A 12,212-nucleotide genomic window follows, 5' to 3' on the forward strand; every position below is an offset into this window, starting at 1 on the left:
ACGCATTCACGTAGACTTTGGCTCAGCCGCGGCGGCGAGTCCCGTTTCGTACGCGAAGCGAAACAGATCCGCGTCGCGTTCAATGCCGAGCTTGCGCATCGCACTGCTTTTCTGCGAACTGACGGTCTGTTTGGTTCGATGCAACTGATCGGCGATTTCATTGACTGACATGCCCGAGACATACAACCGGACGACTTCCGCTTCACGCGGCGTCAGTTTGACTGTCGTCTGTGTACTCGCCGTCCGGACGCGGGCCTGGAGCGGCTCGCGGTTTGCGGCAGGTGAAACGTAGGTCGCACCTGCATATACGGCATGAATCGCCGAAACAAGATGCGCGGCATCATCGACCTTATTGACTACCGAGGCGATTCCGAGCTGGGTGATTTCCCGGATCATCGCCGGATTATCGACCGTCGTGAAGACGATTATCTTGAGGTCGGAAAAGCGGCGGCGAAGGAATGACAGTAAGGTCAGACCGTCGCCATACTCGCCGCCGGGCATCGCATAGTCCGTGACGAGAATAATCCTGATCCGGGCGTATCGATCGGAGTAAGCCCCGCACACCTGAAAACACGCTATGGCTTGCAGGCGCTCGCGCGGCCACCGCGAATATGCGCCTTATCCGGTGTATGAGAAAACCACGAACTCAAACCCGTTGAAGCGGAATTCGGCGACCTCGCGCATTCCCATCCGCACATGCGCGCGAAGCGATGCTTCATTGTCGCGCCGTATGAAGAGAATGCCCTCACGCCCCGGTTCCAGACGCCGCAATTCAGCGAACATAAGCTGCGCGAGCCCCTTACCACGCGCCTGCGCACTGACGCAGATCGGGCCGTACACATAGGCCTCGGTCGTGCCGTGATACGCAGCGAACATCGCCTGCACGATGGGCAGGTCGCCGTTCATCGCCCGCGTGGTCGTCATCAGAAAACCCGTAATGCGGCCCTCGCTGTGTGCAACGATAAGCGGCATGGCACGCATCATCTCAGCCACCCGCTCGCGTGGCAGGCTGGCGGACAACGCACCGCCACGTTCAATCTGATTGTCGGCCTGAAGCTCCAGAATCCCGTCCAGGTCAGCTTCAATTGCCTTGCGCACAGCCGTTCCAGTTTCTTCCATCTCGATCTCCTTACCCCGCGATCCGCTCAGTCGTCATCGCGCGCGACAAACCATGCATCGGCCGGCGCAACGCGACATCGAACGGGTTGGTTTGCGGGCCGATCGCATCGGCCTGGCGCCGCAGCAATTCGACCACCATTGGCAAACGATCGTCACCGAGTCGCGCCGCCAGCGTGCCGACGCTCAACGCAGCCACCGCGACGCCGGTGCGATCCAGAATCGGCACCGCCACGCCCGCCATGCCGTCGAGCACACCGCTATTACGCCCCGCGTAACCGAGTTGGCGCACGCGTTCGATCTCGGTGCGCAAATACACTTCGTCGAGCACACCATAGCCGCGAATTCGCGGCACGTTAAAGCGAATGATCTCTTCGCGCTCCGCTTCCGGCAGGAACGCAAGAATCGCCAGGCTCCCCTGACCGACACCCAATGCCACGCGCCCGCCGATATCGCCGGTGAACGAACGAATCGGAAACGGCCCTTCGCAGATGTCGAGACACACCGCGTCGAAGCTGCTTTTGACCAGCAGGAAAATCGTATCGCCAAGACTCGCGCACAAGCGCAGCAACGCGGGGCGGCACAGCGTGCGCATGCCGCTCGGGTTGCCGGCCTGCGCGGCAAGCGCAAAGAAATCCACGCTCAGCCGATACAGCTTCGAATTTTCGTCCTGTTCGACGATGCCTTCCGCGATCAACGCGTGAAGAATGCGGTGCACCGTGCCTTGCGTCAGCCCCACCGCTTTCGCGAGACGCGTGACGCGGCCGCCGTCAGGTTGCGCCTCGGATAACGCACGGATCACAGCGAAGGCGCGCTCCAGCATCCCGGGGCCGGGCGCACTGCCCGTCTCGACCAGTTCGGAATCGACATCTCGTTTGACGGCAGCATTCATCTCCGGCGCTCCGAATTATTTTATTGACTGGAACACTATAGAGGGTTTTATCTCTGGATGGAATATTACCGGCACGCTCGTTCCATTCGCAATTTTCGCCGTTTCACAGGGATTGTCCCGACATCATGCAGCGGAATAGTTCGCGTACGCATCGCCAAATATATTCCATGAAGCGGAATTTTTTCAAAACTTATACCATCAAACGGAATTTGAAATTGACGCGATGTAATTTGGCTGGATAGAGTCGGCTCCATCGAAGCAGTAGCCGATTGAACCGGTGTCGAACCATCCAGAGGCCAGATCATGTCGTTCCTCACACTCACGGACGTAGCGAAATCGTTCGGCGATTTGCAGGCAGTCGCCGACGTGAACCTGTCGGTGGAAAAAGGCGAGTTCGTTTCGCTGCTCGGGCCATCCGGCTGCGGCAAGACCACCACGTTGCAGATGATCGCGGGTTTTGTCGAAACGACACGCGGGCGTATCACGCTCGACGGCCACGACATCACGCACATGAAACCGAACAGGCGCGGCCTCGGCATCGTATTCCAGAGCTACGCGCTGTTTCCGCATATGAGCGTCGCGGACAACGTCGGCTTCGGGCTCCAGATGCGCAACATCGACAAGGCCGAGCGCAAGGAGCGTGTGCGCGAAGCGCTGGCGCTGGTGCGGCTCGATACGCTCGCGCACCGCTTTCCGCGCGAGTTGTCCGGCGGTCAGCGGCAGCGCGTGGCACTTGCCCGCGCGATCGTGATCGCGCCGCCCGTGTTGCTGCTCGACGAACCCATGTCGAACCTCGACGCCAAGCTGCGCGAAGACATGCAGTTCGAACTGCGCACTATTCAACGCAAAATCGGTACGACCACCATCATGGTCACGCACGACCAGTCGGAGGCGCTGTCGATCAGTGACCGCGTGGTGGTGATGGAAGCAGGCCGTATTACGCAGATCGATACGCCGTATGAAGCTTACGAGCGACCTGAAAACAGATTCGTCTCGCAGTTCATCGGCAAGGCAAACATGCTGGCGGGCACGGTGGTGGCACGCAACGGCGACGCGATCCGCATCGACCTGGGACACGACCTCGCCGAAACCGGCCACACCGCGCAACTGCCGATGCGCGAACGTGTGATCGGCGTCGGCGATGCTGTGACGTTGTGCATTCGCCCTGAAAAGCTGCGCCTGTGCGCGCCGGACACGGGACGTCTCGCGGCCACTGTGACAAGCCGCTTCTTCCTCGGCAGCCAATGGCTGTACCGCATGGACAGCCGGCTCGGCGAAGTGCTGGTGTGCTGCCAGAACGAAGGCACCGAGCCGCTGCCGGAAGGCGCTACGGTCGGTGTCGACTGGAACAGCGAAGCGATCCGCTTCATTCAACGGGATGCGCTTCATGGCTAGTACGCTGCCCGCTTCGAACAACAACAGCATGAAGACCGGCAATGCGCGCCGCGCGCCGTGGCACGCGTTTTTGCCCTTGTGGCTGATGTGCGCGCCGGCTTTCCTGCTGTTTGCCACGCTCGTACTGGTGCCGCTTGTGATGACGCTGGTGTTGACTTTCTACCGCTTCGATCCGTCGAGCGGCCCGCTCGTCGCATTCCAGTTCGGCAACTATGCGGAAGTGCTGAAATCGTCGTATTTCCACACGATCTTCCTGCGCACCTTCGGCATCGCCTTTCTGACCACGCTGCTATGCATCGTGATCGGCACGCCCGAAGCGTACGTGCTGTCGCGCATGCGCGATCCGTATCGCTCCATGTTCCTGCTGATCATTCTCGCGCCGCTGCTGGTCTCGGTTGTGGTGCGCGCATTCGGCTGGAGCATGCTGCTCAACAGCAACGGCCTCGTGAATCAGGCGTTCGGCCTCGTCGGGCTCGGACCGTACAAGCTCGAATACACCACCTTCGCCATCGTCATTGCACTGGTGCATGTGATGCTGCCGTTCATGGTGATTCCGGTGTGGACCGCGTTGCAGAAGCTCGACCCGCAAACGGAAAACGCCGCGCTTTCATTGATGGCATCACCCGCCACGACATTGCGCCGCATCGTGTTGCCGCAACTCACGCCGGGCATTCTGTCGGGCAGCCTGATGGTGTTCGGCCTGTCGGCGAGCGCCTTCGCGATTCCCGGCCTACTCGGCGGACGGCGTCTGAAAGTCGCTGCCACTGCCGTCTACGACGAATTCCTCGGCTCGCTGAACTGGCCGCTCGGCGCAACCATCGCGCTCCTCCTGCTGGTCGCGAATCTGATCGTGATGCTCACTTACTACCGGGTTCTGGAACGCAAATACACCAGAAGCCTCGGGTAATGCGTCGGCTCATTCATCGGCTTCATTGAGTAAGATCATCATGAGAAAAAACGGCCCCATTGCGCTGATTTTCCACACACTCGTTATTGCGTTCGTGCTCGCGCCGCTCGTGATCGTGGTGCTGGTCGCCTTCACGCCCGACGAAACGCTCACACTGCCCACACACGGTGTATCGCTGCGCTGGTTCCGCGCGATCCTCGATTACCCTGACTTCATCTCGGCGTTCTTCAACAGCCTGAAGCTGGCGTTCGCCTCTGCAACGCTGTCTTTGATCGTCGCTTTGCCTGCCGCGTTGGCCATCGGTCGTGCACGCTTTCCGGGCCGCGGCTTCCTCAACGGTTTGCTGCTTTCGCCGTTGGTGATTCCCGGCCTCGTGCTCGGCATCGCACTGCTGCGCTTCTTCGCGTTGATCGGCGCAACGGGCTCGTTCGCATGGCTCGTGCTCGCGCACATGATCATCATCACGCCGTTCGTCATGCGGCTCGTGCTGGCCTCGGTCAGCGGGCTGGACCGCAGCGTCGAACATGCGGCGCACTCGCTCGGCGCGGATGCATGGACCACGTTTCGTCGCATCACCTTCCCGATGATTCTGCCGGGCATTACCGGCGGCTGGCTGCTTGCTTTCATCAATAGCTTCGACGAACTGACGATGTCGATCTTCGTCACCTCGCCGCAAACCGTCACGCTGCCGGTACGCATGTATATGTACGCGACCGAATCGATCGATCCGATGATGGCGTCCGTCTCCGCGCTGGTGATCTTCATCACCGCAGGCGCAATGCTGCTGCTCGATCGCGTGTATGGGCTCAACCGGATTCTGATCGGCCAGCACTGATGTCTTCTACTGCCCTCCCTCACATGCCGTCGAATTTACCGTCTTCCGAACCCGCCGCGCCGAAGCGTGATGCGCAATTCGTTCGCGTCGCGGAAACGCAGCGTGAACCGCTCAGTTTTTTTATCGACGGTTACGAAGTCCCCGCCTTGCAAGGCGACACGTTGCTGACTGCCGTATTAATGCAGCAACGGCGCGTGCGCGAAAGCGAATTCAGTGGCGCGCCGCGTGCCGGCTTCTGCCTGATCGGTGCCTGCCAGGACTGCTGGATGCGTACCGAAGACGGGTTGCGTGTGCGCGCGTGCTCGACGCTTGTGACGCAAGGCATGCGCGTGATCACGCGGCTCGCCAAAGTTGCCTCGGTCGCTGTCGTTACTTCTGACTCCGACTCTGCTGCCTCAACCTCGGCTGCAAACGGAGACCTGCAATGAGCAACGAACACCGCGTGGTGATCGTCGGTGCGGGACCGGCTGGCGTGCGCGCCGCCGAAACACTCGTGGCGGCAGGCGTCAGGCCCATCGTGCTGGATGAAAACGCCCGCTGGGGTGGACAGATTTATCGTCAACCGCCCGCGAGCGGCGCATTCCAGCGCCCGAAGAAAACACTCTACGGGTTCGAAGCGCACAAAGCCGACGCGTTGCATACGACGATGGCTGCGCTTCTTTCTCACCTCGACTATCGCCCCGACACGCTGGCGTGGGCGTGTGAACCTGGCCGGCTCGATACGCTGCACGCGGGGCGCGAAATCGGCGTGCCGTTTTCGCATCTGATCATCGCGAGCGGCGCCACCGATCGCGTGTTGCCGGTGCCAGGCTGGACGTTACCCGGTGTCTACACGCTGGGCGGCGCGCAGGTCGCTTTGAAGGCACAGGGCTGTGCAATTGGTCAGCGCGTGGTACTGGCCGGCACAGGGCCGCTACTCTATCTCGTGGCCTATCAGTACGTGAAAGCCGGCGCACAGGTGGTGGCGGTACTCGACACGAGTCCGCTGTCGCAGCAGATAGCCGCCGCGCCGAAACTCGCACGTCAACCGGCTACGTTCGCCAAAGGACTCTATTACGTCGGCTGGCTGAAATTGCGCGGCGTGCGGATCGAACGCGATGCGAGCCTGATCGGCATGCGTGGCGAACAAGGCGTGAGTGCCATTGAATGGCGTTCTTCAGCCGAAGGCTCGAAAACCGAAACCATCGCGTGTGACGCCGTCGGCATCAGTTTCGGCCTGAAGCCTGAAACCCAGCTCGCCGATCTCGCCGGGTGCCGCTTTCATTTCGATGCCCACAATCGTTGCTGGCTACCCGAACTCGACGCCGCCGGCCGCAGCTCGGTGAGCGGCATCTACCTGGCGGGCGACGGTGCGGGCATAGCCGGCGCCGACGCCGCCGAACTCGCCGGCCGCCGCACGGCGTTGGCGCTACTCGACGACCTCGGTATCGCGCACCCACATGGCCCCGGCATGCGCGATGCGGCTTCCCTCGACCGCAGCCTGCAACGTATCGCCGTATTTCGCCAAGGCATCGTAGCAGCATTCGCGCCGCCGGCAAAATGCGCGGCGCAATGGCCCGACGACATGACCGTGTGCCGCTGCGAAGAAGTCGACGCGGGCACCTTGCGGCGCTGCATCCGCGGTGGCGAAGCGAACGAGATCAATCGCCTGAAAGCGCTGACGCGTGTCGGTATGGGCCGTTGCCAGGGGCGCATGTGTGGCGAAGCCGCATTGACGCTGCTTGCGGAAGAAACCGGCAAACCCCTCGACGCCGTGGGCCGCTTGCGCAGCCAGCCGCCTGTCAAACCGATTCCGCTATCGCCCGCGATGGTTGCCGACGGTGTCGTCGACATTCCCGAGGAGGCGCGAGATGAGTGACACGCTGCACTACGACGTCGCGATTGCGGGCGGCGGGTTGGTCGGTTCATCGGCAGCATTGGCGCTGGCCCGGCGCGGCGTGCGCGTGGGCCTGTTCGAGCGGCGCTATTGCGGCGCGCAGGCAAGCGGCGTGAATTACGGTGGCGTGCGCGTTCAGGGACGGCCGGCTGAACAGATGCCGCTTGCCATGCGTGCACGGCGCATCTGGGATCGCTTGCCGGAGCTGATCGGCATCGACGGTGAGTTCATCGTGTCGGGACATTTACGGCTCGCCCGCAGCGAAGCCGATATTGCTGCGCTCGAAGCATGGGCGGACATGGCGCGCGGCCACGGATTGCAAACGCAGTTGATCAGCGGCGCCACGTTCCGGCAACGCTATCCGTGGCTGGGCGCTGCAGCGGTCGGCGGCTCGCTTTGTGCGACCGACGGTCACGCGAATCCGCGTCTGGTCTCACCGGCGTTCGCACGTGCCGCGCGAGCCGCAGGCGCGGACGTGCACGAGCAGACCGAGTTGACCGAAATCCATCATGACGGCACGCGCTTCCAGCTACGGGCCGGCGACACGCGCATCAGCGCCGACTGGCTGATCAATTCCGCGGGCGCATGGGCGAATACGGTCGCCGGCTACTTCGGCGAAACCGCGCCGATGAAACCGATCTACCCGAACATGTGGGTCACCGAGCCGCTGCCGCTTTTCATCACGCACAACCTCGGCGTGTACGGCGGCGGCATTTACGCGCGGCAAGTGGCGCGTGGCAATTGCGTGATCGGCGGCGGACGGGGGCACGGCGACGGCGAATACGGTCAACCGTCGACGGAAACCACTCGCACCGTGATGCGCGATGCGTGCGCCCTGCTGCCCGCGTTGCGCGAGACACTGCTGATCCGCACATGGAGCGGCGTGGAAGGCGAAACCCCGGACAGCAATCCGATCATCGGTGCGAGCCGCACGACGCCGCATCTGCTGCACGCGTTCGGCTTTTCGGGCGGCGGCTTTCTGCTGGCGCCAGGTGTCGGCGAAATACTCGCGGATCTCGTGATCGACGGCGCCACCACCACACCGCTCGACGCTTTTTCGATCAATCGCTTCGCTGCCGTTGCTGCACCATCCGTCGCCTAGTTACCCGCTCGTTATCGCTTATTGCTTTGTGTGTCGCCCAGTCATCGCCTCGTTATCGTTTAGTGAAACTCAGGAGCCTCTCAATGAAACTGTTCAAGACGATCGCGGCGCTGGCCGCATTATGCGCATTCGGTGCAGCCGCGCCGGCATGGTCGGAGACCAAGACCATTTATATCGGCATGAACGGCGGTCCGATGGAAAAAGCCTATACCAGCCAGGTCTTGCCCGATTTCGAAAAAGCCAACAACGTAAAAGTGGTTGTGGTGCCCGGCACTTCGTCGGACATTCTTGCCAAGCTGCTGGCCAACAAGGCCAATCCGCAAATCCACGTGGTGTTTCTTGACGACGGTGTGATGGCGCGCGCGGTCAGCATGGGTGTGTGCAAAAAGCTCGACGACTCGCCGGTGCTCAAGGAACTCTACCCGTTCGCGCGCATGAAGGACGACATGGGCGCGGGTGTGCAACTCGGTATGACCGGCATTGCCTACAACAAGAAGCTGTTCGCTGAAAAAGGCTGGGCGCCGCCGACTTCGTGGATGGACTTTGCCGATCCGAAGTACAAGGGCAAGGTGGTGTTTCAGTCCGCCTCGAGCAGCACCTTCGGCCTGCATGGCTTTCTGGCAATCAACCGTTTGATGGGCGGCAGCGAGCAGAACGTCGAACCGGGCTTCACGAAATGGGCCACGACGGTTGGCCCGAACGTGGTGGAGTACGTGCCGAACTCCGCGAAGATTTCCGAAATGGTCCAGACCGGCGAAGCGGGCCTGTTCCCGTTGACGCCGACTGCCGTAAGCGATCTGCAGGACAAGGGCATTCCCGTCGGCTATGTGAGTCCGAAGGAAGGACCGGTGTTGCTGCTGGTCGATCTGTGCGTGGTCAACAACAACCCCGATCCGCAATTGGCGCAGAAACTCGCGCAGTTCCTGCTTTCCGCACCGGCTCAGACTAAAGCCGCCGAGGCCGGCAAGCAGATTCCGACCAACCGTCTCGCGAAGATGACGCCGCCGATGCAGCAGAGCCTCGGCAACGTCGACGATCTGGTGAAGAAGGTAACCGTGGTGGACTGGGACACGATCAATGCGCACCGCGCGCAGTGGGATACGCGCTGGAACAGGCAGATCGAGCGCTAATCAGAAAATCACCGAAATCGCCACGCCCAGCCAGATCGACAGGACGCCGACAAGAAACATGTGCCGCGCAATACGGACACGGGAATCGCTGGTGTCCGGCTCGACCGGGCTGGTCGCCATCCACGGCACGAGGCCGAGACAACCGAAGCCGATCATTGCAAACACGAAGACAAAGACGTCGGAGACATGCCATTTCGTCTGATCGTACAAGCCCCAGTAGCCGAGAAAGACGATACCAATCGAGAAGATCGTTGCCGAGGCCGCGCTGAGCGCGGGTACGGATCCGGTTGGACTCGGCATGCTGTACCTCCGATCTTTGGACTGCTGTGGCTACCCGCGTCGCCGGACGCTCCGTCATTCAGGACGTACGGGTCTGCCTCGCCTCATACGTCTTCAGATGACTATAGGCGATACGCAGCAACGACAAGCCGTGCTCGCCCTTCTGCGCATCCCCGCCGCGCGAAATCAGATCGCCGAGGATGTGATCTGCCTCGGTATGCGAGTGGTTTTCGACGTCGCGCAGCATCGAAGCCGTAAGCGGTGAAGGCGTAAAAAGCGTTTGGGTAGCGCGAGCGTCGAAATCCGGGCCCATGGTAAAGCCGTTGTGCTCGGCGACGCCACGGCACTCGCCGAGCAGATTTTCGATAATGCGTTTGCCATCCGGCGCAGCCAGAATATCGCCGACCGAACCGCGCATCAAGCACGTACCGGCCGCCAATGTGGCCAGGAACACCCACTTTTCCCACATGCGCAGCAGGATGTTGTCGCTGATCACCGCATCGAAATTCGCCTCTGCCATGGCGTCTGCGATCGCCTGGACGCGCTCCGAGGTGCCGCCGTCCAGTTCACCGAAAGTGATGGCATGCGTTTCGTTCAGATGCATGATGTGCTGCTCGGGGCTGAGCGTCGCGGCGATCACACATTGACCGCCCAGTACGCGTGACGCACCGAATTTTTCCTTGAGCACGTCGATATGGCGCATGCCGTTGAGCATCGGCAGAATCAACGTCGATTCGCCGACCAGCGGTGCGAACGAATCGATCGCGTCGTCGAGACTGTAGGCCTTGCAACTGAGCAGCACCAGGTCGAACGGCTCCGCGCCAACGCCAGCGAGAATCGTCTTGACGTCGCGCAACGTGAGATTGCCACGCGCGCTGTTAATGACGAGACCGTCACGTTCGAGCTTTTCCGCGCGGCCGGGGCGTACCAGGAAGGTCACGTCCTGGCCCGCCGCTGCGAGACGTCCACCGAAATAGCCGCCTACAGCGCCCGCCCCTACTACTAAAATTCGCATCTTTGGCCTCTTGATAGATTTGGGTCACATACGCCGGGTCGATAAGCAAAGGCTTCAAGGACCGCATAAGCAGCACGTCTGCAGAAATGTAGCAAAGATTGACGATGCGCATCGGCCACAATGCCGGGCCGGTTTGCTGCAACGCACCGCGAGTGCATTGTTTCCGCGTTGTTCTTACATCAGATCAATCTGCGGGCCGCCAGCCGTCCACCACGCGCCTCAGCCTGCGTAACAGAAAGCACGGCGACGAGGCCCGCTGAACAAGCCGCGGTGGCATTGCACAATTACCCTATAGCGTGCCGCAGATGGTGCGTTCATAAAGCGCAAGCATTCCGGGCACATCCACGTCAATGCAGACTGTGCATTCGGGCCGGTTGTCCCAGTCCGGCGCGGGCACCGGCATCGTAGAAGGCTTCTGGATAGTTTGACCCACCGCGATGCCGTCCGTCAGCACACGTACGGGACCGCTGCGAGTCGTATAAAGATGCGGCGCCAACACGTAAGTGACCGCCGACGAGTCGTGTACGTAAATGCCCTTGAGTTGCGCGCTTTGCTCGTGAAAGGCCTCGTAGTGCCGCGAAACGTCCCACACGAACTGCCCTGCTGCACCGCCGCGATCGCGAAGCGACGCCAGATAGTCCTGGCTCATGATGGTGCGCTGCGTGACGTCGAGCCCGACGATCGCAACCGGCCACGGTGCGCCGAGCACAATGTCCGCGGCGTCAGGGTCGCCCAGAATATTCGCCTCCGCGGCGGGGGTCACGTTGCCGAGCACGCCGGCTGTGCCGAACGCGCCACCCATGATGACCACCTGCTTGACGAGCGAGGCGATCTGCGGATCCTCGGCGAGTGCCAATGCCAGGTTCGTGAGCGGGCCCACGGCGATCAGCGTGACTTCGCCCGGATACGCACGCACTGTGTCGATGACGAAGCGGTGCGCGGAACGTGCGTCGAGCGCGGCCTCAAGACCGGCTTCAGACCCGGCTTCGATCGCGATGTTGCCAAGGCCGTTGTCGCCGTGAATCCAGGCGAGCGGCTCAGGCGCTGCGCGCTTGAGCGGTGCGGCCGCGCCCTGCGCGACCGGCACGCCCGGCGCGAACCGTCCTGCCAGGAAACGCGCATTGCGCGTGGTGGTTTCGATCGTGGCATTGCCGAATACGCTCGTCAAACCGAGCAATTCGATGTCCGGATGCAGCGTCTGAAAAACAAGCGCCATTGCATCGTCCACACCGGGATCGGTGTCGTAGATAACCTTGTGCCTGCTCATAGATAAAACGCGTCCGGCAATTGCTCGCGCGCAGTGGTGTCGCGCGTAGCGCCATGCAGATTGCCGAGGCGGATCGGCAATTCCGGGCCGCCCAGTTCGATGATCACCTGACGGCACGCGCCACATGGGGCGATCGGGCCATCCGTATCGCCAATCACGGCAAGCGCGGCGAACTGGTCGCGCTGATAGCCCGCGGCAATGGCGCTGAAAAAGGCCGTACGCTCAGCGCAATTGCACAGTCCGTACGATGCATTCTCGACGTTGCAGCCGTCGAACACTTTGCCATCTTTGGTCAGCAGCGCGGCGCCGACCTTGAATTTCGAATAAGGCGCATAAGCCTTTTCTCGCGCGACACCCGCGCGTTCCAGCAGTTGTTCCAAGTTCATGCAACGATCCTC

Annotated in this window: 14 protein-coding genes; 7 read left to right on the forward strand and 7 right to left on the reverse strand. The window is 61.6% G+C overall.

Features of this window, described 5'->3' with window-relative positions:
- Positions 1 to 6: 6 nt before the first annotated feature.
- From ACUN0E_RS18905 to ACUN0E_RS18915, 3 genes are all read right to left on the reverse strand, one after another.
- Positions 7 to 501 carry a LuxR C-terminal-related transcriptional regulator gene (locus ACUN0E_RS18905; RefSeq protein WP_445567593.1) on the reverse strand — a complete coding sequence of 165 codons (495 nt, stop codon included), beginning with the start codon at positions 499 to 501 and terminating at the stop codon, positions 7 to 9.
- Between the two features lie 117 nt (positions 502 to 618).
- A complete protein-coding gene (locus tag ACUN0E_RS18910) occupies positions 619 to 1,119 on the reverse strand; it encodes a GNAT family N-acetyltransferase (protein ID WP_408228166.1) in 501 nt (166 codons plus the stop codon).
- A gap of 10 nt (positions 1,120 to 1,129) precedes the next feature.
- On the reverse strand, positions 1,130 to 2,008 hold the full coding sequence (locus ACUN0E_RS18915; RefSeq protein WP_445567594.1) for an IclR family transcriptional regulator: 879 nt from the start codon (positions 2,006 to 2,008) through the stop codon (positions 1,130 to 1,132).
- Positions 2,009 to 2,311: 303 nt separating this feature from the next.
- Here ACUN0E_RS18915 and ACUN0E_RS18920 point away from each other — a divergent pair, with 303 nt between their 5' ends.
- From ACUN0E_RS18920 to ACUN0E_RS18950, 7 genes are all read left to right on the forward strand, one after another.
- Positions 2,312 to 3,403, forward strand: a complete 1,092-nt coding sequence (locus tag ACUN0E_RS18920; protein ID WP_445567595.1) for an ABC transporter ATP-binding protein — start codon at positions 2,312 to 2,314, stop codon at positions 3,401 to 3,403.
- Positions 3,396 to 4,310 (forward strand): ABC transporter permease, encoded by a 915-nt coding sequence (locus tag ACUN0E_RS18925; RefSeq protein ID WP_408228176.1) that lies wholly within the window; start codon positions 3,396 to 3,398, stop codon positions 4,308 to 4,310. Before ACUN0E_RS18920 ends, ACUN0E_RS18925 begins: the two co-directional genes overlap by 8 nt.
- A 40-nt stretch (positions 4,311 to 4,350) precedes the next feature.
- Complete coding sequence (locus tag ACUN0E_RS18930) at positions 4,351 to 5,145, forward strand: ABC transporter permease (RefSeq protein ID WP_120344644.1); 795 nt, start codon at positions 4,351 to 4,353, stop codon at positions 5,143 to 5,145.
- Entirely contained in the window at positions 5,145 to 5,573 is a 429-nt protein-coding gene (locus tag ACUN0E_RS18935; RefSeq protein WP_408337214.1) for a (2Fe-2S)-binding protein, read from the forward strand. The genes ACUN0E_RS18930 and ACUN0E_RS18935 overlap by 1 nt, the downstream gene beginning before the upstream one ends.
- Positions 5,570 to 7,003, forward strand: coding sequence for an FAD-dependent oxidoreductase (locus ACUN0E_RS18940; RefSeq protein WP_445567596.1), 1,434 nt, complete (start codon positions 5,570 to 5,572; stop codon positions 7,001 to 7,003). The genes ACUN0E_RS18935 and ACUN0E_RS18940 overlap by 4 nt, the downstream gene beginning before the upstream one ends.
- On the forward strand, positions 6,996 to 8,123 hold the full coding sequence (locus tag ACUN0E_RS18945; RefSeq protein ID WP_445567597.1) for an NAD(P)/FAD-dependent oxidoreductase: 1,128 nt from the start codon (positions 6,996 to 6,998) through the stop codon (positions 8,121 to 8,123). The genes ACUN0E_RS18940 and ACUN0E_RS18945 overlap by 8 nt, the downstream gene beginning before the upstream one ends.
- A gap of 83 nt (positions 8,124 to 8,206) precedes the next feature.
- Positions 8,207 to 9,253 carry an ABC transporter substrate-binding protein gene (locus ACUN0E_RS18950; protein WP_171927865.1) on the forward strand — a complete coding sequence of 349 codons (1,047 nt, stop codon included), beginning with the start codon at positions 8,207 to 8,209 and terminating at the stop codon, positions 9,251 to 9,253.
- On the opposite strand, the gene ACUN0E_RS18955 is transcribed toward ACUN0E_RS18950, so the two are convergent.
- The 4 genes from ACUN0E_RS18955 to ACUN0E_RS18970 form a co-directional block, all read right to left on the reverse strand.
- Positions 9,254 to 9,553: a hypothetical protein gene (locus ACUN0E_RS18955; RefSeq protein ID WP_408387883.1), complete on the reverse strand. Its 300-nt coding sequence runs from the start codon at positions 9,551 to 9,553 to the stop codon at positions 9,254 to 9,256.
- A 58-nt stretch (positions 9,554 to 9,611) separates the two neighbouring features.
- Positions 9,612 to 10,547, reverse strand: coding sequence for a 2-dehydropantoate 2-reductase (panE, locus tag ACUN0E_RS18960; RefSeq protein WP_408228195.1), 936 nt, complete (start codon positions 10,545 to 10,547; stop codon positions 9,612 to 9,614).
- Positions 10,548 to 10,836: 289 nt separating this feature from the next.
- Complete coding sequence (locus ACUN0E_RS18965; protein ID WP_445567598.1) at positions 10,837 to 11,814, reverse strand: nucleoside hydrolase; 978 nt, start codon at positions 11,812 to 11,814, stop codon at positions 10,837 to 10,839.
- Positions 11,811 to 12,200: a cytidine deaminase gene (locus tag ACUN0E_RS18970; RefSeq protein WP_408337208.1), complete on the reverse strand. Its 390-nt coding sequence runs from the start codon at positions 12,198 to 12,200 to the stop codon at positions 11,811 to 11,813. The genes ACUN0E_RS18965 and ACUN0E_RS18970 overlap by 4 nt, the downstream gene beginning before the upstream one ends.
- Positions 12,201 to 12,212: the final 12 nt, after the last annotated feature.

This window comes from Paraburkholderia sp. D1E (assembly GCF_052682275.1).

Excerpts from the sequence above, each read along its gene's own strand:
- ACUN0E_RS18945 (WP_445567597.1), top strand. The coding sequence starts at position 6,996 with ATGAGTGACACGCTGCACTACGACGTCGCGATTGCGGGCGGCGGGTTG.
- ACUN0E_RS18915 (WP_445567594.1), bottom strand. The coding sequence starts at position 2,008 with ATGAATGCTGCCGTCAAACGAGATGTCGATTCCGAACTGGTCGAGACG.
- ACUN0E_RS18920 (WP_445567595.1), top strand. The coding sequence starts at position 2,312 with ATGTCGTTCCTCACACTCACGGACGTAGCGAAATCGTTCGGCGATTTG.
- ACUN0E_RS18970 (WP_408337208.1), bottom strand. The coding sequence starts at position 12,200 with ATGAACTTGGAACAACTGCTGGAACGCGCGGGTGTCGCGCGAGAAAAG.
- ACUN0E_RS18950 (WP_171927865.1), top strand. The coding sequence starts at position 8,207 with ATGAAACTGTTCAAGACGATCGCGGCGCTGGCCGCATTATGCGCATTC.
- ACUN0E_RS18940 (WP_445567596.1), top strand. The coding sequence starts at position 5,570 with ATGAGCAACGAACACCGCGTGGTGATCGTCGGTGCGGGACCGGCTGGC.
- ACUN0E_RS18965 (WP_445567598.1), bottom strand. The coding sequence starts at position 11,814 with ATGAGCAGGCACAAGGTTATCTACGACACCGATCCCGGTGTGGACGAT.
- ACUN0E_RS18930 (WP_120344644.1), top strand. The coding sequence starts at position 4,351 with ATGAGAAAAAACGGCCCCATTGCGCTGATTTTCCACACACTCGTTATT.
- ACUN0E_RS18955 (WP_408387883.1), bottom strand. The coding sequence starts at position 9,553 with ATGCCGAGTCCAACCGGATCCGTACCCGCGCTCAGCGCGGCCTCGGCA.
- ACUN0E_RS18935 (WP_408337214.1), top strand. The coding sequence starts at position 5,145 with ATGTCTTCTACTGCCCTCCCTCACATGCCGTCGAATTTACCGTCTTCC.
- ACUN0E_RS18910 (WP_408228166.1), bottom strand. The coding sequence starts at position 1,119 with ATGGAAGAAACTGGAACGGCTGTGCGCAAGGCAATTGAAGCTGACCTG.
- ACUN0E_RS18925 (WP_408228176.1), top strand. The coding sequence starts at position 3,396 with ATGGCTAGTACGCTGCCCGCTTCGAACAACAACAGCATGAAGACCGGC.
- ACUN0E_RS18905 (WP_445567593.1), bottom strand. The coding sequence starts at position 501 with ATGCCCGGCGGCGAGTATGGCGACGGTCTGACCTTACTGTCATTCCTT.
- panE (WP_408228195.1), bottom strand. The coding sequence starts at position 10,547 with ATGCGAATTTTAGTAGTAGGGGCGGGCGCTGTAGGCGGCTATTTCGGT.